General features: G+C 60.3%; 16 protein-coding genes. 6 read left to right on the forward strand and 10 right to left on the reverse strand.

Going from position 1 to position 20,589, the window contains the following annotated elements; genetic code table 11:
- The first annotated feature begins 187 nt into the window (after positions 1–187).
- Positions 188–1,543, forward strand: a complete 1,356-nt coding sequence (locus SOP97_RS11060) for an 8-oxoguanine deaminase (RefSeq protein WP_322949219.1) — start codon at positions 188–190, stop codon at positions 1,541–1,543.
- Positions 1,544–1,747: 204 nt separating this feature from the next.
- On the opposite strand, the gene glsB is transcribed toward SOP97_RS11060, so the two are convergent.
- The 5 genes from glsB to SOP97_RS11085 all read right to left on the reverse strand — a co-directional run bounded on the left by glsB (position 1,748) and on the right by SOP97_RS11085 (position 7,535).
- Positions 1,748–2,656, reverse strand: coding sequence for a glutaminase B (glsB, locus tag SOP97_RS11065; protein WP_322949220.1), 909 nt, complete (start codon positions 2,654–2,656; stop codon positions 1,748–1,750).
- Positions 2,657–2,734: 78 nt separating this feature from the next.
- The gene (locus SOP97_RS11070; RefSeq protein ID WP_322949221.1) at positions 2,735–3,037 is read right to left on the reverse strand and encodes a P-II family nitrogen regulator; all 303 of its coding nucleotides are present in this window, start codon (positions 3,035–3,037) and stop codon (positions 2,735–2,737) included.
- 1 nt (position 3,038) lies between these two features.
- Positions 3,039–3,980, reverse strand: a complete 942-nt coding sequence (locus tag SOP97_RS11075) for a sodium-dependent bicarbonate transport family permease (RefSeq protein ID WP_322949222.1) — start codon at positions 3,978–3,980, stop codon at positions 3,039–3,041.
- 300 nt (positions 3,981–4,280) lie between these two features.
- Positions 4,281–6,104: a sodium-extruding oxaloacetate decarboxylase subunit alpha gene (gene oadA, locus SOP97_RS11080; RefSeq protein WP_322949223.1), complete on the reverse strand. Its 1,824-nt coding sequence runs from the start codon at positions 6,102–6,104 to the stop codon at positions 4,281–4,283.
- A 15-nt stretch (positions 6,105–6,119) separates the two neighbouring features.
- A complete protein-coding gene (locus SOP97_RS11085; protein WP_322949224.1) occupies positions 6,120–7,535 on the reverse strand; it encodes an acetyl-CoA carboxylase biotin carboxylase subunit in 1,416 nt (471 codons plus the stop codon).
- Between the two features lie 188 nt (positions 7,536–7,723).
- On the opposite strand from SOP97_RS11085, the gene SOP97_RS11090 reads away from it, so the two are divergent.
- Complete coding sequence (locus tag SOP97_RS11090) at positions 7,724–8,686, forward strand: LysR family transcriptional regulator (RefSeq protein ID WP_322949225.1); 963 nt, start codon at positions 7,724–7,726, stop codon at positions 8,684–8,686.
- On the opposite strand, the gene SOP97_RS11095 is transcribed toward SOP97_RS11090, so the two are convergent.
- From SOP97_RS11095 to hexR, 3 genes are all read right to left on the reverse strand, one after another.
- Positions 8,628–8,852, reverse strand: a complete 225-nt coding sequence (locus tag SOP97_RS11095) for a PA3496 family putative envelope integrity protein (RefSeq protein ID WP_322949226.1) — start codon at positions 8,850–8,852, stop codon at positions 8,628–8,630. The two genes, SOP97_RS11090 and SOP97_RS11095, sit on opposite strands and share 59 nt — an antisense overlap.
- A 150-nt stretch (positions 8,853–9,002) precedes the next feature.
- The gene (locus SOP97_RS11100) at positions 9,003–9,317 is read right to left on the reverse strand and encodes a hypothetical protein (RefSeq protein ID WP_322949227.1); all 315 of its coding nucleotides are present in this window, start codon (positions 9,315–9,317) and stop codon (positions 9,003–9,005) included.
- Positions 9,318–9,397: 80 nt separating this feature from the next.
- The gene (gene hexR, locus SOP97_RS11105) at positions 9,398–10,264 is read right to left on the reverse strand and encodes a transcriptional regulator HexR (protein WP_322949228.1); all 867 of its coding nucleotides are present in this window, start codon (positions 10,262–10,264) and stop codon (positions 9,398–9,400) included.
- A gap of 110 nt (positions 10,265–10,374) precedes the next feature.
- Between hexR and zwf the strand changes: the two genes are divergently transcribed.
- Positions 10,375–11,862 (forward strand): glucose-6-phosphate dehydrogenase, encoded by a 1,488-nt coding sequence (zwf, locus tag SOP97_RS11110; protein ID WP_322949229.1) that lies wholly within the window; start codon positions 10,375–10,377, stop codon positions 11,860–11,862.
- 77 nt (positions 11,863–11,939) lie between these two features.
- Here the strand turns inward: zwf and SOP97_RS11115 are convergent, their stop codons facing one another.
- Entirely contained in the window at positions 11,940–13,196 is a 1,257-nt protein-coding gene (locus SOP97_RS11115) for an MFS transporter (protein WP_322949230.1), read from the reverse strand.
- A gap of 414 nt (positions 13,197–13,610) precedes the next feature.
- Here SOP97_RS11115 and SOP97_RS11120 point away from each other — a divergent pair, with 414 nt between their 5' ends.
- The 3 genes from SOP97_RS11120 to SOP97_RS11130 are packed head-to-tail and all read left to right on the forward strand — an operon-like array spanning position 13,611 to position 17,436.
- Entirely contained in the window at positions 13,611–14,501 is an 891-nt protein-coding gene (locus SOP97_RS11120; RefSeq protein ID WP_322949231.1) for an SH3 domain-containing protein, read from the forward strand.
- Positions 14,502–14,512: 11 nt separating this feature from the next.
- Positions 14,513–16,393 carry a hypothetical protein gene (locus tag SOP97_RS11125; RefSeq protein WP_322949232.1) on the forward strand — a complete coding sequence of 627 codons (1,881 nt, stop codon included), beginning with the start codon at positions 14,513–14,515 and terminating at the stop codon, positions 16,391–16,393.
- Positions 16,390–17,436 carry a hypothetical protein gene (locus SOP97_RS11130; protein ID WP_322949233.1) on the forward strand — a complete coding sequence of 349 codons (1,047 nt, stop codon included), beginning with the start codon at positions 16,390–16,392 and terminating at the stop codon, positions 17,434–17,436. The genes SOP97_RS11125 and SOP97_RS11130 overlap by 4 nt, the downstream gene beginning before the upstream one ends.
- A 220-nt stretch (positions 17,437–17,656) precedes the next feature.
- Here the strand turns inward: SOP97_RS11130 and SOP97_RS11135 are convergent, their stop codons facing one another.
- The gene (locus tag SOP97_RS11135; RefSeq protein WP_322949234.1) at positions 17,657–20,539 is read right to left on the reverse strand and encodes an EAL domain-containing protein; all 2,883 of its coding nucleotides are present in this window, start codon (positions 20,537–20,539) and stop codon (positions 17,657–17,659) included.
- Positions 20,540–20,589: the final 50 nt, after the last annotated feature.

Raw genomic sequence — 20,589 nt, forward strand, 5'->3', positions numbered from 1 at the left:
GATCGTAAACAGGTTCTTCGCTCGCTGACCTTCTGGTCAGAAATTCTGAGCCTGGTCTTGCCGCCGATAAATGATGGCGCTATCGTCTGCGCCACGCCGGCCGATGAGCCACGCGCGCACCTGGATCAGCAGACAGGGTAAACACTGAGCTGGCTAACCTGAACCCACCTTCAGAGGAGCCAACTCAATGGCTGCTACCCGTATCTGGATCAAAAACCCCCTCGCGATTTTCACCGCCAACACCCTCGACGCCGCCGGCGGCCTGGTGATTGAAAACGGCGTCATCAGTGAACTGCTTAAAGCAGGCCAACAGCCGAGCAAGCCCTGCGATCAGACCTTCGATGCCCGTGAGCATGTGGTCCTGCCGGGGTTGATCAACACCCACCATCACTTCTACCAAACCCTGACCCGCGCCTGGGGCCCGGTGGTCAACCAGCCGTTGTTCCCCTGGCTGAAAACCCTGTATCCGGTGTGGGCGCGCTTGACTCCCGAGAAGCTCGCACTGGCCAGTAAGGTCGCGCTGGCCGAACTGCTGCTGTCCGGTTGCAGCACGGCGGCGGATCACCATTACCTGTTCCCCGGCGGCCTGGAAAACGCCATCGACGTGCAAGTCGAAGCCGTGCGCGAACTGGGCATGCGCGCCATGCTCACCCGCGGCTCGATGAGTTTGGGCGAAGCCGATGGCGGCCTACCGCCGCAGCAAACCGTGCAGCAGGGCGAGGTGATCTTGGCCGACAGCCAACGGCTGATTCATCAGTACCACCAGCGCGGCGACGGCGCGCAAATCCAGATCGCCCTGGCGCCCTGCTCACCGTTCTCGGTGACCCAGGACATCATGCGCCAGAGCGCTGAACTGGCCGAAGAGCTGGACGTGCGCCTGCACACCCACCTGGCCGAAACCTTGGACGAAGAAGACTTCTGCCTGCAGCGCTTCGGCCTGCGCACCGTGGATTACCTGGACAGCGTCGGCTGGCTCAGTTCGCGCACCTGGCTGGCCCACGGCATCCACTTCAACCCGGATGAAATCGAGCGCCTCGGCGCGGCCGGCACCGGCATCTGCCATTGCCCCAGCTCGAACATGCGCCTGGCCTCCGGCATCTGCCCGACCCTCGACCTGCAAGCGGCCGGCGCGCCCATCGGCCTCGGCGTCGACGGTTCGGCGTCCAACGATGCCTCGAATATGATTCTCGAAGCGCGCCAGGCTCTGTATATCCAGCGCCTGCGTTACGGGGCCGAGAAGATCACCCCGGAACTGGTCCTGGGCTGGGCCAGCAAGGATTCAGCCAAGCTGCTGGGGCGCAGCGATATCGGTGAATTGGCGGTGGGCAAGCAGGCTGACCTGGCCTTCTTCAAGCTGGATGAGCTGCGCTTCTCCGGCAGCCACGATCCAATCTCGGCATTGCTGCTGTGCGGCGCTGATAAGGCAGATCGAATGATGATCGGCGGCCAGTGGCGGGTAATCGACGGACAGATCGAAGGCCTGGACGTGGCGCAGCTGATCGCCGACCACCGTCAGGCGGCCAAGGAACTGATCGCCGGCTAGCACTCAGAGAAACGTAGGGTGGGTTAGGCGCTGATGCATCACTGTCGGTTAACTCAACTTTGACAGCGCCGTAACCCACCAGAGAGGCTGATACCGCCTGGTGGGTTACGCGGCGCACAAGCATCAAGCGTCGACCTGACAGTGGTTGCGCCGCTAACCCACCCTACGATTTGCACACTCGCAGCAGATCCGAGTCAGCCCCGCCTAGAACACCGACCAACCAATCCGCTCGCTGAGCAACTCCAGCGCTTTAATGCCTGCAAGCGAGTTACCGGCGGCATTCAGTTCCGGCGACCACACGCACACGCTAAAACGCCCCGGCACCACCGCGACGATACCGCCGCCAACGCCACTTTTGCCCGGCAAGCCGACGCGGTAAGCAAAGTTACCCGCCTCGTCATACAGGCCACTGGTGGCCATGATCGCGTTGACCTGTTTGCTCTGCCGCGCCGTAATAATCTGCGCGCCACTGTGTTTGCAAAAGCCACCGTTGGCCAGAAAACCGAACGCCCGCGCCAAATCAGCACAACTCATGCGCAGCGCGCAGTAACTGAAATAGCTGCGCAGCACTGCCTCCACATCGTTATGGAAGTTGCCGAAGGATTGCATCAGGTATGCCGCCGCGGCGTTGCGCGCACGGTGCTGGTATTCCGAGTCGGCGACCCGACTGTCCACCAGCACCTCAGGGTTACCGGCCAGACGCCGAACAAAATCACACATCGACGGCACGGGCGCGGCAAAGCGCGACTGGTTGATATCGCAAATCACCAGCGCACCAGCATTGATAAACGGATTGCGCGGGCGACCCCGCTCAAGCTCCAGCTGCACCAACGAGTTAAACGGCTGACCCGAGGGCTCATGGCCCAGGCGCTGCCAAATAGCCTCGCCGGAATGCTGAATGGCCTGCACCAGGCTGAAGACTTTGGAGATGCTCTGCACAGAAAACGCCGTATCCGCATCGCCGGCGCAATACAGCTCGCCGTCATTGCTGTACACCGCGATACCGAGTTGCTGTGCAGGCACATCGGCCAGCGCCGGAATGTAGTCGGCTACTTTGCCCTGACCAATCAGTGGGCGGACTTGCTCAAGAATTTCATTCAACAGCGCTTGCATGCTCAGGCTCACCACAAGGCCCGAGCGCACCTCGGACGATGGCAGGTAGACGCTTGCCTGAGGCGGCTGATCACACCGCTAGAATTTTTCCGGGCGCAGCACTTCAACCTGAGTGAGGTAGCAGACCATGGCGAAATTCTTGTAGTAGCGAGCCTGCAGATGGTCGGCAATACGCTCAGCCACATCCCGCGCACAGATGACCTCCAGGCGGATATTGCCCTCGGCTTCCCAGCCCGCACTGCGCACGCCACGGCCACCGCGGCCACGCGCATCGGAAATGGTCCAGCCGGGCGCCCCAAGAGCAGGCAGGTCAGCCTCCAGTTTTTTCTCCAGCGCCGCTTCACAAATCACGGTCAGCAGGGTGCGCACATGTGCGTTCATATCAGAACCCCCAGGCAATAAGCTGTTCGGCCAGCATCAGGTACAGCGGGATGCCCAGCAGAATGTTGAAGGGAAAGGTGATGCCCAGTGAAGCGGTCAGCGACAGTGACGGATTGGCTTGTGGCAAGGCCAGACGCAGCGCCGCCGGCACCGCAATATACGAGGCCGACGCAGCCAAGGTCGCCAACACGGCCGTACCGCCCAGCGACAGCCCCATAAAGCGCCCGAGCAACGCGCCGATCAGCGCGCCCAGCAGCGGCATCAGCAGGGCAAAACCCAGCAGGCGCAGACCAAACTGTTTCAGCGCACCGAGTTGCCCGGAGGCAATCAGACCCATTTCCAACAAAAAGAACGCCAGCACGGGCTTGAACATGCTGGTGTAGAGCGGCTCCAGCGGCTTGATGCCCTCTTTGCCGGCGATTGCGCCAATGATCAGACCGCCGAGCAGCAACATGATGCTCTTGCCCAGGAAGATCTCCCGACCCAGTTCGCCCCAGTCGGTATCGCGCGCCAGCCCCTTGGCCAGGAGGATGCCGACCAGAATCGCCGGGATCTCCAGAATCGCCACAAACAGCGGCATATAGCTTTCGAACTCGATGCCCTTGGCCAGCATGTAGGCCACCACCACGGCAAAGGTACCGGCACTGACCGAACCATAGTGCGCCGCCACGGCCGCCGCATTGACCCGGTCAAAGCCCAGGCCGCGCAACACAGCAAACGCCAGCAGCGGTAAGACCACGCCCAGCCCCAGCACCAAACCCGCCTGGCCGAGCAGTTGCCAGCTGGCTTGCTCGGCCAACTCCACGCCACCGTGCAGTCCAATCGCCAGCAGCAACAGGATCGACAGGGTTTCATACAAGGCTGGCGGCAGTTTCAGTTCACTTTTCAGCAGGCCAGCCACCAGCCCGAAGACAAAAAACAGCACAACCGGATCCAGACTCACAGTGCATACCTCTGCCGATTTACCTGCAGATAGACGCCAGACGCGTCCTATCTCCTGCATAAAAGGTCATGCCCCTCCGCAAGCGTGCTGATACTCGCAGTTTGCGCCCAACCAGGCTACAGAGCCTTGCTGAGCGTAACGGGGCATAACCGAAAAAAAGGGAGCCCTAAGGCTCCCTCGGGACTCAGGCACGCGGCCTAAAACCCTTACCAACGCTGCTCAACAGCAGCGCCAGCGATGTAAAAAGAAGCCCCAAAAAAGCCATTCAAATGCCTGTTCAAACAGCCGGGGCTTCTGAGGTTAACCGTCGATTTCCACCAGCACATCACCCGGATTGACCCGGTCGCCTTTGGCCACATGCACCGCTTTCACGGTACCGGCAATCGGCGCCTGCACTTCGGTTTCCATCTTCATCGCTTCGCTGATCAGCACCGCCTGGCCGGCCTTGACCGTGTCGCCGACCTTGACCAGCACCTCGACGATATTGCCCGGCATGCTGGTGCTGACATCACCCGGCGCGCTGGCCTGCTTACGCTTGTTGCCGCTGCCGGCGACAAAATCGTTAAGCGGCTCGAACACCACTTCTTCTGGCATGCCGTCGATGGACAGGTAGAAGTGGCGCTTGCCGTCGCTCTTCACCCCGACACCGGTGATATCGACGCGGTAGCTTTCGCCGTGCACATCCACTACAAACTCGGTCGGTACGCCTTCGCCACTGGCCGGGGCCACACCGCCTGCTTCCGGGATCGGCAGCAGCACTTCCGGGCTCAAGGTGCCAGCAGCGCGCTCTTCGAGGAATTTGCGCCCGATATCCGGGAACATGGCATAGGTCAGCACGTCTTCTTCGGAGTGCGCCAGGCTGCCGACTTCCTCACGCAGCTTGGCCATTTCCGGCTTGAGCAGGTCCGCCGGGCGCACGTCGATCACGTCTTCACTGCCGATCGCCTGCTTGCGCAGCTGCTCGTTGATCTTGCCCGGCGCCAGGCCATAACGGCCCTGCAGGTAGAGTTTCACCTCGTTGGTGATGGTCTTGTAGCGCTCGCCAGCCAGCACGTTGAACACCGCCTGGGTGCCGACAATTTGTGAGGTCGGCGTGACCAGCGGCGGGAAGCCGAGGTCTTCACGCACCCGCGGGATTTCCGCGAACACTTCGTTGATGCGATTCAGCGCGCCCTGCTCTTTGAGCTGGTTGGCCAGGTTGGACATCATCCCGCCCGGCACCTGATTGACCTGCACGCGGGTGTCGACGGTGGTGAACTCGCTTTCAAACTGGTGGTACTTCTTGCGCACGGCATGGAAGTACAGGCCGATGTCCTGCAACAGCGCCAGGTCCAAACCGGTGTCGTACGGGCTGCCCTTGAGCGCCGCGACCATCGACTCGGTGCCCGGATGGCTGGTGCCCCAGGCCATGCTGGAGATGGCGGTGTCGATATGATCGGCACCGGCTTCAATCGCCTTCATCTGGCACATCGCGCCCATGCCAGCGGTGTCGTGGCTGTGGATAAACACCGGCAGATCGACCTCGGCCTTCAGCGCCTTGACCAGCTCAAAGGCCGCATAGGGCGTGAGCAGGCCGGCCATGTCCTTGATCGCCACCGAGTCGATGCCCATGGCTTGCATGGCCTTGGCCTGCTTCACGTAGGCCTCAACCGTATGCACCGGGCTGACGGTGTAACTCAGAGTGCCCTGGGCATGCTTGCCGGCGGCTTTCACCGCCTCGATCGAGACGCGCAGATTACGCACGTCGTTCATCGCATCGAAGATGCGGAACACGTCGATACCGTTGACTGCCGCCTTGGCCACGAAGGCTTTGACCACGTCGTCGCTGTAGTGGCGGTAGCCGAGCAGGTTCTGCCCGCGCAGGAGCATCTGCAGCCGGGTGTTGGGCAGCGCCGCCTTGAGTTTGCGCAGGCGCTCCCAGGGGTCTTCCTTAAGGAAGCGAATGCAGGCGTCGAAGGTCGCACCGCCCCAGACTTCCAGCGACCAGTAGCCAACCTGATCGAGCTTGTCGCAGATCGGCAGCATGTCCTCGGTGCGCATGCGCGTGGCGAGTAACGACTGGTGGGCATCGCGCAGGACGGTGTCGGTGACGGTGATTTTTTTGTGAGTAACGGGCTTGCTCATGTTCTGATCCTTCCCTTACAGGCCGGCGTGGGCAGCAATGGCGGTGGCGATGGCGATGGCCAGGTGCGACGGGTTGCGCTTGATCGAGTACTCGGTCAGCTCAGGGTGCGCCTCGACGAAACTGGTGTTGAACTGACCGCTGCGAAACTCCGGGTTACGCAGAATTTCCTGGTAATAGGCGGCGGTGGTTTTCACCCCTTGCACGCGCATGTCATCCAGGGCGCGCAGGCCGCGAGCCAGGGCTTCTTCCCAGGTCAGCGCCCAGACCACCAGCTTCAGGCACATGGAGTCGTAATACGGCGGAATGGTGTAACCGGTGTAGATCGCCGTGTCGGTACGCACGCCGGGACCGCCGGGCGCGTAGTAGCGGGTGATCTTGCCGAACGAAGGTAGAAAGTTGTTTTTCGGGTCTTCGGCATTGATGCGGAACTGCAGAGCGAAGCCGCGGTGGATGATGTCTTCCTGCTTGATCGACAGTTCCAGGCCCGAGGCGATGCGGATCTGCTCGCGGACGATGTCGATGCCGGTGATTTCCTCGGTGATGGTGTGCTCCACCTGCACCCGCGTGTTCATCTCCATGAAGTACACCTCGCCCTCGGCGAGCAGGAACTCCACGGTGCCGGCGTTCTCGTAACCCACCGCCTTGGCCGCACGCACCGACAGGTCGCCGATATAGGCGCGCTGCTCGGGGGTCAGCTGCGGGCTGGGGGCAATTTCAATGAGTTTCTGGTTACGCCGCTGGATCGAGCAATCACGCTCGAACAGGTGCACCACATTGCCGAAACTGTCACCGAGGATCTGCGCCTCGATGTGCTTGGGATTAACGATGCATTTTTCCAGGAACACTTCCGCCGAACCAAAGGCCTTGGTGGCTTCGGAAATCACCCGCGGGAAGGCTTGTTCGAGCTCTTCGCGGCTGTTGCACCGACGAATGCCGCGACCGCCGCCGCCGGAAGTGGCCTTGAGCATCACCGGATAACCGATGCGATCACCCTCACGCAGGGCTTCGGCGATATCCGCCACGTTGCCTTCGGTGCCCGGCGTCACCGGCACACCGGCCTTGATCATGCTGCGCCGCGCTTCAGTCTTGTCACCCATGCGGCGGATCACTTCGGCGCTCGGGCCGATAAACTTGATCCCGCGCTCGGCGCAGATTTCCGCCAGTTCAGCGTTCTCGGAGAGAAAGCCATAACCCGGGTGCAGCGCGTCGCAGCCGGTTTCCACGGCCAGGTTGACCAACTTGCGCGGGTTCAGATAACCCGCCAGAGGGTCCTCACCAATGCCATGCGCCTCGTCTGCACGTTTGACATGCAGGGCATGGCGGTCGGCATCGGAATACACCGCGACCGAACGAATATTCATTTCGGCACAGGCTCGCACAATGCGTACGGCAATCTCACCGCGGTTGGCTATCAGGATTTTCTTGATCACGAGCCAGCATCCTCGATCACGTGAACAGGCAACCGACAAAGCGGTCTACGTGTGACCGCAACAGCAACGGCGGTCAGGCGCTCAAACTACGCCGAGCAGGTGAATAACCAAAATCAATATTTATTGGGTTTAGTATTAGCCAAGACTTATAGTTGGCCGCAGAACCACCAGCCATATGGGTAATAAGTGTGCGTAAGTCTTTGCTGCGTATGACATTTCGTCAGCTTCGGGTATTCCGCTCAGTGTGCAGCCACCTGTCTTACAGCCGCGCAGCCGAGGAGATGGCCCTGACTCAGCCCGCCGTCAGCCTGCAGATCCGCCAACTGGAGGAGCTGATCGGCCAGCCACTGTTTGATTACGTCGGCAAGAAGCTCTACCTGACCGAAGCGGCCGAAGCCCTGCAACGCGCCAGCGCGGATATTTTTGGCCGCCTGGAAAGCTTCGACATGCAGCTGTCCGACCTGCAGGGTTCACTGCAAGGGCAATTGAGCCTGGCGGTAGAATCCAGCGCCAAGTACTTCATTCCTCACCTGTTCGCCGCTTTTCGCCGTCAATACCCGGAAGTTAACTTACAGCTAGTGGTCACCAATCACAGCCAGGCGATCAAGCGCCTGAACGCCAATCGCGATGATTTGCTGATCATGTCGCGGGTGCCCACAGATATGAATCTGGAGTTTCTGCCGTTCCTGAACAACCCGATCATCGCCGTGGCGCCGCCCGATCACCCCCTGTGCAACCAGGGCGCCTTAAGCCTGCCAGACCTCACACCCTTCCCGCTGCTGATCCGCGAGGCCGGCTCCGGCACCCGCCAGGCCTGCGAAGAGTATTGCCACCAGAAGCGTGCGCACTTCGCCCAGACCCTGGAAGTCGGCTCTATAGAAGGACAGTGTGAAGGGGTGATCGCCGGCCTCGGCCTGGCGCTGCTGCCGCGCCACGCGGTGCGCCGCGAGTTGGAGTGCGGCGCCCTGCGTGAGCTGCCAGTGGCCGAGCTGCCGCTGCTGCGCAGCTGGTGCCTGGTGCACCCGCGCGGCAAGTACCTGTCACCGGTGGCCCAGGCGTTTTTCGCCTTCGTGCGCGATCAACGCAGCCTGATCAACGCCCTGGCGGAGCGTTTCGCTGAGCCGTCGCCTGCTTCCCAGCCAGGTAGTTAGCGGCAATCAGCTCGGGGTAATCCACCCACTGCTGCTGTAAGCGGCGCTGCTCGGCATGCGCCTCGATGGCGCGCCGGTATTCCATGCGGCGTTGATCGAGGATCTTGCGCCGTGCTTTGGCGTCGCTAGTTTCATGAGCCTGCGGTTTATCCAGATAGCCAGACATAGGGGCAACTCCCAAGCTGAATAAGGGAGTACCAGCATCGACTCTGGATATGACGGTTTGGCAACGATGCAGTGAAGAACAAATGAATAAGAACTGCATATAAAAATGGCGCCTATAAAGGCGCCACTGTCTGACTCAAGCACTACTAACTCAAGCGGGTAATACTGGAATTTGCATACCTACCTTGGCGGACGCAAAGTCTAAATTGCCCGAGCCAGCCGCAGCCTGATAACCGGCGCCGATTAAGTCCTTAATGAAAAGGCCGTTATACATAAAACAAAATACGAGATTGCTCAGCCCTGCCGTCATGACAGCCAGTACAAATTGGATAGCCGCCCATTTCAAGTCACCGCGAAACAGCGCCGGAAAAAATCCAAAAAATAATGTCGTCCAGCTAAAGCCAACTGGCGCCAGCTTCATTTGTCCAGTCAGGGGATTTTTGAACGTTAGGGTGGTAAATGCCATGTGCTTCTCCTTGGCCCGGTTTATTCGACAGCACGCTGGGCCCAACATGCCGTCTGGTTTACATTCTAAAAAGCGGTCACTCAGTCTTCGTTGCTTTTATGCGACTTCGGCGACAGGCGCAGGCTGCGCAAGCTGCGTTTGACGCTCTTGAGGTGGTTAACCAAGCCTGGGCCGCGGGCCATGGCGACGCCCATGGCGAGTACGTCGATCACCACCAGGTGGGCGATACGCGAGGTCAGCGGGGTATAGATCTCGGTGTCTTCCTGCACGTCGATGGCCAGGTTGACCGTGGCCAAATCGGCCAGCGGGGTTTGGCTTGGGCACAGGGTGATCAGCGTCGCGCCGGTCTCACGCACCAGGTTGGCGGTGATAAGCAAATCCTTGGAGCGCCCGGACTGCGAGATGCAAATCGCCACGTCAGTCGGCTTCAAGGTCACCGCACTCATCGCCTGCATATGCGGGTCGGAATAAGCCGCGGCCGTCAGCAGCAGACGGAAGAACTTGTGCTGCGCATCCGCCGCCACCGCGCCGGACGCACCAAAACCGTAAAACTCCACGCGCTGGGCGTTAGCGATAGCCGCAATGGCCTTTTGCAGCGCCTGGGTGTCGAGCTTCTCGCGCACCTCGATCAGGGTGTGCAGGGTGGTGTCAAAAATCTTCAGGCTGAAGTCGGCGACCGAGTCATCTTCATGAATCGCAAACTGACCAAAGCTGGCACCGGCCGCCAGGCTCTGCGCCAGCTTGAGTTTCAGGTCCTGAAAGCCGGTGCAGCCAATCGCCCGGCAGAAGCGCACGATAGTCGGCTCGCTGATGCCAACACTGTGCGCCAATTCGGCCATGGAGCTGTGCATGACTGACGCAGGGTCGAGCAGAACATGTTCAGCGACTTTGAGTTCTGATTTGCGAAGTAGATCGCGCGACTGGGCAATGTGTTGCAACAGGTTCACAGGTTTAGGCTCGACATTTGGCTAACGAATCCATCAAGCACGCCGCATCTGAGTATTGACTCGGTTATGATCGGCGTACGACGGTTGTAGTGGTCTTGTAGTTATACTACATGACCGCCTCTCCCGCACTGCTAAACCAAGTCGGAGTTCCCACCTTGAGCATTCCCTGCGACATGCTGGTGTTTGGCGGCACCGGCGATCTGGCCCTGCATAAACTGCTGCCAGCGCTCTACCACCTGCACCGCGCCGGTCGTCTGCACGTCGATACACGTATTCTTGCCCTGGCCCGCAGCGCCCACAGCCGTAGCGCTTATCAAGCCCTGGCTGAGCGCCATTGCCGCGCTCAAGTGGCGCGTAACGACTTCGACAACGAGACCTGGGCCAGCTTTGCTGCACGCCTCGACTACTTTGCGATGGACGCCAGCCAGAGCGCCGACTTCGGCCGCCTGGGCAAACGCCTGGGTGAAGACCCTGAGCGCGTGCGCATTTACTACCTGGCCACCGCGCCCGACCTGTTCGAAGACATCGCCTCGCACCTGAAGGTCGCCCGTCTGGCCGGGCCCAAGGCGCGCATCGTGCTGGAAAAGCCCATCGGCCACTCACTGCAGTCAGCCCAGGCAATCAACGCGGCCATCGGTGCGGTGTTCGATGAGTCGCGGGTGTTCCGCATTGATCACTACCTGGGCAAGGAGACCGTGCAAAACCTGATGGCGCTGCGCTTTGCCAACGCGCTGTTCGAGCCGATCTGGCGCACCGGGCATATCGACCATGTGCAGATCAGCGTGTGTGAAACCCTCGGCGTAGAAAACCGCGGCGCCTACTACGAAAAAGCCGGGGCCATGCGCGATATGGTGCAGAACCACCTGCTGCAGTTGCTCTGCCTGGTGGCCATGGAGGCGCCCGTGCGCTTCGACGCCGAAGCAGTACGCAACGAAAAGGTGAAAATCCTCGAAGCGCTGAAACCCATCACCGGCCTGGACGTGCAGGACAAGACCGTGCGCGGCCAATACACCGCCGGCAAAATCGGCGGCCAGGAAGTGCCGGCCTACTACTTCGAAAAGAACGTCGATAACGACAGCGATACCGAAACCTTCGTTGCCGTGCAGGCCGAGATCGACAACTGGCGCTGGGCCGGCGTGCCGTTCTACCTGCGCACCGGCAAGCGCCTGGGGCACAAAACGTCGGAGATCCTGATCCAATTCAAGCCGGTGCCGCACCAACTGTTCGGCGAAGGCGAAGCCAATCGCCTGCTGATCCGCTTGCAACCGGAAGAACGCATCAGCCTGCAACTGATGGGCAAAAGCCCCGGCAAAGGCATGCACCTGCAACCCGTGGAACTCGACCTCAATCTGGCCGACGCCTTCCACAAGCAGCGCCGCTGGGACGCCTACGAACGCTTGCTGCTGGATGTGATCGAAGGCGACTCAACACTGTTTATGCGCCGCGACGAAGTTGAAGCCGCATGGAACTGGGTCGATCCGATCATCAAGGGCTGGCACCAGCACTACCAGAGCCCGCGCCCTTACCCCGCCGGCAGCGACGGCCCGGAACAAGCCAGCAACCTGCTCGAACGCCACGAACGGCAGTGGATGGAATAGCCCAACGGTTTTAGCCCGTAGGATGGTTGAGCGCAGCGATACCCATCACCCGCCATCACGGTCATTGCCGTGATGGCTTACTGAACCTGAGCTGCAACCGCTGGCCGCGCCCGGCGGAAATACAGCAGCACCAGCGGCAATGCCAACAGCCCCAAGCTCCCGGCACATACAAACAACGTCTGATAACCCAATAACGTGGCCAGCAAACCACTGGTTGCGCCCACCAGGCCGGCCAGCAACAGCTGCACACTGGCCTGCAAGGTAAAGTCGGCGCCCTCATGCTCGGGCCGGCACTGGTGCATCATGACCGCGAACAAGGCAACCGTAGACATGCCATCCGCGGCTTGCTCGAACAACGCCACGGAGTACACCAGCGCACTGTTGCCACCGGCATTTACCAGTAGGGCCATGGCCGCAATCCCAACAGCCTGCAACAGTCCGAACCCGAGCAGCGCACGCAGCGCGCCGATCCGTGCATACAGCAGCCCCCCGATAAACGCACCAGCGATGCCAACCAAGCTACTGATCAAGGTCAGCTGGCCCAACTCGGCATTACTCCAGCCCTGATCCACCAGCATCGGCTTGATCATTGGTGAACCCAGCGCATCACCCAGCTTGAAGCTCAGCAGCACCGCCAGCCAGAACAGCATGCCGGGCTGCAGCAACAAGCCGCGATAATGCCGCAGTAATAGGCCTGGCCCGGCCGGCTCTGCCTGCGCGGGCTGAAACGGCAGTTCGCGCCGCTCGTTAAAGCGCCAGATCGGCACAGTCATCAGCACCAGCAGCGCCGCGACCAGCCCCAGACTGAGGTGCCAACCCAAGGTATCCATCGCCAGTAATAGACCGCTGCCGCTGACCAGCATGCCGACCTTATAACCACCGACCTGCAAACTGTTACCCAGCCCGCGCCAACGCTCCGGCAACAGCCTCACAGCCAGGCCATCGGTAGCAATGTCCTGGGTCGAGGCGGCCAGATTGACCAGCAGTAACAGGCCAATCAGCGGCAAAAAGTAGCTGTCGAACAGCCGCTCGGGATTGATCAGCGCCAAGCCCGTGACGATGGCAATAACAGCCATCTGCAACGGCAGAATCCACCCCCGGCGATGACCCAGCCGCGGCGACGCCAAGCGATCCACCCACGGCGCCCAGAGCACTTTGAGCAGCCAAGGCAACGCCAGCAACTTGAGCAGACCGATCAACGCCAGATCAACACCGTGCTGACGCAACAGCACGGGTAACGAATGCGCCAGCAGCCCCGAGGGTAATCCCTGAGCGCAGTAGAGCGAGGCCAATAGGATCAAGGTGGTATTGGCTGGGCGACGTTTGGGCAGCATCAGCAGGTGGGTCTCACAGAACAGGCAGCGAAATGAGTGGGTAGCAGACCTTTATTAGCGCTCTCGCCTACAAGTACTGCCTGACAAAAACGCAGCATCTTTTCATGCATAAGCACCATCCTGCAAAGCAGTTTAGTAATGCCATTTTTCTACCCTGGAAATGCTTACAAGACCTTCACGGTAACTGCAGTCAGGTGCGCAGAAAGCTGAAACAGCTGCCGAGTATCGATACGAAAATCCAGCCCGAACAAGACAAAAACGCCATATATCGTCTCTAAGCCATTGTTATGCCATCAATCTTTATGTGTAATCGACGCACTCAGGGAAGAGTTGCTTCTACAACCCAATTTGGTCGTACCTCTAGTGTCCCTGAGTCAAATGGCTTCGACTCGAAATTACCTAGGGATCTGTCCAATGGGCTTCGTCAAAAAAACCAGTGTGCTGCTGCTCGGCAGCGCCATCGTTCTTGCTGCAGGCTGCGCCAACCTCTCCGAGAACCAGTGGGTCAACAAGGAAAACATCGGCACTTTGGTTGGTGTCACGGCTGGCGTGCTAATCGGCAGCCAGGTCGGTAATGGCAGTGGTCGTACCGCCGCTATGATTGCCGGCGCTCTAGCGGGCGGATATTTAGGCAAGACCATCGGCGCCAAGCTAGATACTCGCGACCGCGAAGCGCTTGCCCAGCAGACCCAGCAGGCCCTGCAAAACGCTCAGGACGGCCAGAGCAGCCAGTGGACCTCTGCCCATAGCGGCGCCACCGCCACCATCACACCGGTCAAAACCGAGACTGTGCAGCGCCAAGTGGCCGTAAAACGCAGCCCCAAGGTGCAGCCCGTAGCCAATATGACGCTGATCAACCAACCTTACCGTGCGGTGAAGTCGGCCAACGTGCGCAATGCTCCTAATCTTAACGCCGAGAAAGTCGCTGGGCTGCCGGTCGATACCACCTTTACCGCCATCGGCCGTACCGATAACGACTGGATCATGGTTGGCCGTCGTGGTGTCACCATCGGCTACGTCTATGCCCCACTGGTCGAGCAGGTCAAAGCCCGCCCGGCGCAAACCAGCGCAGGCACTGCGGTGGCTGATGTTGCTACCGACCTCGACAGCCTCGACTTAGCCACTGCCTCAAGCAAGGGTATCGACCTCGACGCTATCGATCTCGATGCCGTACCGCTTGAACAGCAAGTCACCGCCCAAGCCACCTGCCGCACGCTCAACTACGACGTAACGGCCAAGGGCAGCAGCGAACAGCAGACAGTCAAAGCCTGCCAGGCGGCTGACGGTGCCTGGGAGCTGATCTAATGAAGCTGCGTATGAGAAGTCTACTAACCCTGAGCTTGCTCACGTTGGCGGTAACGGCAGAGGCCGCCAGCCATCGCCTGGCCTATTCGAAAGCAGAAAACGTCGAGGTCTTTGTCGACCATGCCGACGGTCAGCCTTGGTGCAGCCCTCACTTGCAACTGCGCTTCGCCTTTACGGCGGCCGCCAGCACTGAGGCGGTACAACGCCTGCTACCCAAACTGGGCGGTTTGATCGGCACCCAGTGCGCCAATGCCAGCCAACTCAGCTGGCACACCGTCGATAGCCAGGGTCAGCGCCTTGCCAGCGGCAGCGCAACCCAGGCCGGTAACTGGCAGGCGGTTGTGGCTGCCCCGGCCCCTGCACCTGCTGCGTCAGTACCTGCAGCCGCGCTCGCCACTGCACCGGCAGCCAGCCCTCAGGCTGCAGGCCAAGTCCCTGCGACTTCTAGCGTACCTTCCGCCCCGCCAGCAGCAGTGCCCAATACTGTCAGCGAAGGTGCGGCCGAAGCGGTGGTCGCGGCGGCCACTGCACCCGCCGCGGCAGTTGCAGCCACTCCCCCCCCAGAGCCTGCAAAAGTGCCGCCTGCTGCGCCTGTTGTGCCAGCACCGCTCTCGGTGGATTTCACCGTATCTGGCTGGCAACCACCTTTGCAGCGCGACGTACTGGCCAAGGCCAACTTCCTCAGCGAAATCGCCGACCAGAACGGCTGTCGCTTCCGCCTAGCCTTCGCCCTCGAAGACGGTGTGGAAAACGTCAGCGCCACGTCCAAGACAATTAACTGCGGCCCAGACGGCTACGCCCAAGGTACTGGCACGCTGACGATCAACCGTCGTGACGGCGCACTGCTGCATCAGTTCAATGGCAGCTACCTGGCCGGCTTAGAGTTCAGCGGCAAAGCCCCCAGCCTGCCCATCGTCGGCTTCGACGAACGCAAAAACCTGTTACTGCTGCTGCACAGCGAACCCGCCAGCAAGGTTCATTACCTGCTGCGTGTGGGTTACACCAGCTACCGGAATAACTGGAGCGCGGGCAGCACCGCACTTGTCGCGCTCACCGAGAACCGCGAGCTGTTCCGCGACTTGGAAAACATACGCAGGACCATTGACCTGGCCACCACCCGCCTGGACCAGAGCGCGCCTGCAATCAACGACATTCGCTTTTACGCCCTGCGCGATTTGCAGCAAGGGCTGCATGAAGGCAAGCGTGATTACTGGATGTATGAAATCAACCTAGGGCGCAACTACCGCAGCAAACAGTGGGAGTACAACCCCCAGCGCGCCGAAAACCACCTGTTCGCCTTCGAACGTAAAGAAGCCGAGCAACTGCGCCAAGCTGAACTACAGCGGCAGGCCGAAGAACAGCGCCAACGCGAACTGCTTGGCCAGCAAGCTGAACAGCAGTTGCAGCTGTATCGCCAACTGCGCCGAGAAACCCGCAAGCCCCAAGAGCTTTACCAGCGCATCAGCCGCGACGCCAGTTACTCGCCCTTCGATGGCGGCAGCTATACCCGTATGCTGAAAGGTGGCGCCAGCGACTACAGCCAGATTGTTTACATCAGCGGCAAGACCGAGGGCGGTTGGGCTATCGACTATCCCTACCAGGCCGTTCTCAACACGGAGGAGAGCGAACAGGACGCCGACAAAGGTTGGTTCCTTGTCAAAGGTAAAGCTCAACTGGACACTAGTCGCCAGGATGATCAACAGCTTCCGCTGACCCTGATCACCGCTAACACCCTGCAGATCTGTAGCGAAAGTGAATGCGCCGACTTGCGCGACCCGCTAAAGCTACTGCGTCACGAAATCGGTGATCCCGAGTGGACCCCGGAACAGGCCAAAGAACTGGTCAAGCAAGCCTGGCCAGAGCGCGCCGAGCTGCAAGGAGATGATGTATGAACAAGCACCTTCCTCTGATCGTCGGTGCTAGTGCCACGGTAATCCTGGCCGCCGGCTATTTTGGCCTGAGCGCCTACAGCAGCAAGCAGGCTCAGAAGCACTTGGAAGACTGGGTGTATGAAGTCTCGCTGGATGAAAAACTCAGCTGGCGCTCAGTCTCTGCCAGCCCTTTCGGGGGCAGCGTCAGCATTCGCGATGTGGAGCTGGAACTGGGCAAGAATGAGCCCGCCCTGCGCGCCGCCGAGCTGATCATCAGCGAGCGCATCAGTGATGAAAACCAAAGCCGCCTGCGCCTGCAACTCAAAGGTATAGAGGCCGACACGACAGCCATCAACGGTTTGCGCGGCCTGGGTGCATTGGCCAGCAGAAATATTGATCGCGAACTGGCGCGCGCAAGTCACAGCTTCGAACCCGCACTCAGCAGCGGGCTGGCAACGCTTAAGCCTTTTGATATGGAGCTATTCGTTGACGTCGACGACGATGCCGGAACCGTAGAAGCCGAAATTGCCATCGCTTTGCCGGAACTGTTCGACAGCCGTATGAGCTACAGCCTGAGCAAACAGCGTGATCTCAACCGCAAGCTGAAACGCCTGGAGGACGATCTTGACGGCGAGGACAACCCATACCGTCTCATTGCCAAGCTGCAAGAGTTGGCCGAGAGCATCGAGCGGGCCGAACTCGCCAACGTTCGCGTTAGCCTGCAGGACCGCGGCATGCTCGAACGCAGCATTGCGCTCTACCAGCGCTACAACACACCGCTAGACCCAACCGCCGGTAGTGCCGACAGCCAGCGCAGCGAGCACTACGCAAAGATGGTCGAGCGCACCGTGAAGAACTGCCAGCGTGACAGCAAGGACCTACCGAAGAGCATGGATAACAGCTGCGACCTGCTCGAGGACGTCCTGATGGAAAAAGTCAGTGGCATCGTGCTGAGCATTGAGCCTACCGAAAGTGTGCGCCTCAGTGATCTCGCCAAGCTGGACAACGCCAGACAAGGCAAGCGCGTGCTGGAACGCCTCAACCCTGAGCTCGAAAGCCTGTAAGCATCACCTGCTGCGAACAGGCCTTCGGGTCTTGTTTGCAGCGGGTTTACCGTCGAATGACGCCTAAGCCTCAACAGTATTATTTGTGGCTTGAGAAAATCGGCCGCTTGTCCGCTGCAGGAACAGCGGCTTTATCGACTTGGCCATAGCGCCCCGCTTAATCACCACTTTCTATCAGACTATTTTTAACGCCTAGCCAAAGTAGGCAGTTAACCGGTCTTCAAACACCATCGTCCTGCTCACGCAGCAACTGCGCAAACTGCTCGGCTGGCACGGGCTTGCTGATCAGGTAGCCCTGAACCTCATCGCACTGGTGGCTTTTAAGAAAGTCCAGCTGCGCCTGGGTTTCCACACCTTCGGCGACCACCTTGAGTTCCAGGCTGTGGACCATGGCGATGATCGCGCGGGTGATCGCGGCGTCTTCGCTGCCGGGTGTGAGGTCGCGGATAAAGGTTTGGTCGATCTTCACGTAATCCACCGGGAAGCGCTTTAGGTAGCTCAGCGAGGAGTAGCCGGTGCCGAAGTCGTCAATCGCCAGTTTGACCCCCAAATCGCGCAGCTGCTGGAAGGTGCTGATCACGCTTTCGACGTTATCCAGCAGCTGACTTTCGGTCAGTTCCAGCTCGAGAAACTGCGGGTCCAACCCGGTTTCCTTTAGCACCTGACGCACCAGGCTTAGCAGGTTGCCTTGACGCACCTGATGCACCGAAAGGTTCACCGACACGCGAATCTGCGCCAAGCCTTCATCGCGCCATGCACAGGCTTGTTTACACGCCTGACGCAAGACGAACTCGCCAATCGCACCAATTAACCCGGTTTCTTCGGCAAGGCCGATAAAGTCGCTCGGCGGCACCAGCCCCAGCTGCGGATGACGCCAGCGCACCAAGGCTTCGGCGGCATGCAGGCTGTCATCCGCCAGGCCTAGTTTGGGCTGGTAGAACACCTCCAACTGGCCTTCCTGGATGCCTTTGCGCAACTGATTTTCCAGCTGCAGGCGCTCCAAGGTGCAGGCCTGCAGGTTGTCGGTGAAGAACTGGAAGGTGTTACCCCCCAGATGCTTGGCATGCTGCGTGGCCATATTGGCCTGACTGATCAACGCGGAAATTTCCCGCGCGTTGTCTGGCAGCAGACTGATCCCCAGCGAGGCACTGACCACCAGCTCATGGCCGCCCACCGTCATGGGCACACGCAGTTTACTGAGCAGACGACTGGCCAGGCGCGCCAGGCTAGAGAGGCTGCCGTAGGCGTCGATGAGAATGGCAAACTCATCACCCGACAGGCGCGCCAGGGTGTCGGCCTCCGGCACCGCCTGAGTCAGGCGGCGACTGACCTGCCGGAGCAGCTGGTCCGCCACTTCATGACCGAGGCTGTCGTTGAGCAGTTTGAAACGGTCCAGATCGATGTGCAGCAAGGCGATGCTGCGCCCATTCTGCCGCGCACGCTGGCTGGCCTCATGCAACCGCTGCTTGAACAGGCTGCGATTGGCCAGGCCCGTCAACTCGTCATAGTGCGACAGATAGCGCAGGCGCTCCTCGGCCTCGCGCCGCGAGGACAGGTCTGCGAAGAAACCGACGATATGACTGACACTGCCGCGCGCATCGCGCACCACATTGAGTTGCAGCCACTGCGGATACAACTCGCCGTTCTTGCGCGTTTCAATCAGCTCACCGCGCCAGGAACCACGGCTCTCTAGCTCCAGGCGGATCATCTGGTATTGCCGGCGGCTATCGCCACTGTTCATCAAGCTGATCGCGCTTTTGCCGACCACCTCGTCCTGGCGATACCCGGTGACTTCGCTGAAGGCCTGATTGACCGATAGCAGGCGGTAGTCAGGGTCGAGAATCACGATGCCTTCACTGGCGGCTTCGAACACCGTGGCAGCCAGTTGCTGCTGCTGTTCGTGCAGCTTGCGCGCGGTGATGTCGCTGCGCGTACCCAGCATGCGCAGCACGCGCCCCTTGGCGTCGCGCTCAACAGCGCGGCCACGGTCGGCGATCCACACCCAATGGCCTTGTGCATGTTTGATGCGGTATTCGACCTGGTAATCGTCACTGCGCCCCTTCATGTGTTCGACCAGTGCGCGGCGCAGCACCGGCAGATCGTCCGGGTGCAGACGCGGCTTGAGGTCGCGCAGCATCACCTGCACATCCTGCGGCTCCAGGCCGAAAATTTCCTTGAGGCGCGAGTGGTGCACCTTATCGCTCTGCAGGTCCCAGTCCCACAAGCCCAGCTCGCTGGCCTCAATGGCCAGGGTCAGGCGTGCGCGGCTCTTGCTCAGCGCGTAGGTGGTTTCATCCAACTCAAGCGTGCGCTCAGCCACGCGCATTTCCAGGTCATCATGGGCATGGCGCAACTCACGCTCGGCGCGGCGGCGCTGCTCCACTTCATGCACCAGCTCGCTGTTGAGCCCCTCGGCCTGGCGCTTGGCGTGTTCCAGGTTGCTGATCAACGCCTGATTATGGAAGCTCTGCAGCAAGCTGCGCTGTACCAGGCGGTTGACCTGCCAAGCGAGCACCAGCAAGGTCAGCAGCAGGATACTGGCGAGCAGGCCCCAGCCCTGTTGCAGCGCATTGTTGCTAAACAGCAGATAGCCCATCGAGGGCAGCAGGCAGGGCAACGCAAAGGTCAGAAAAGCCGAAAAACTGATGGCGTAAGCCACGCTAGCCGAGAGAATCGCCGCCGCAATCAGGCCGTAGACCAAGGCCTGCAGGTAAAACACATCGGCAGGCACCAGGGCAATGGCAGCAAACGCTAGGGTCAACCCGGACGCCCCGGCCCCCAACAGGAATAGGCGTCGCCAATAGCGCTCGGCCTGGCGGCTGGGCAAGGCATGGTTGAACGCACGCACCTGCACCAGTCGCAGCATGGCCAGAATCACCAGCCAGACCGACCAGCCCACGAGCAACAACGGCGGCAGCACACCCCACAACAGAAACGTGCACGCCATGCCGCTGAGCAGCATAAACAGAGTTGGCACCCGCGAGCCCTGGTAGAGCATGCGGGTGCGCTCGGCAGCAATATCAGTGGCAAACAGCTGAGTCACTTCCGGGCCGGAAATCGCTGTTAAGCCATTTAAATCAGTTAATGGAATAGCCGAAGTCATAGGCGATTTTCTTATAATGGTTGCCTAAATATCGGCGCAGCATACCCGAG

Source organism: Pseudomonas spirodelae (genome assembly GCF_034653255.1).
Classification (GTDB): Bacteria; Pseudomonadota; Gammaproteobacteria; order Pseudomonadales; family Pseudomonadaceae; genus Aquipseudomonas; species Aquipseudomonas spirodelae.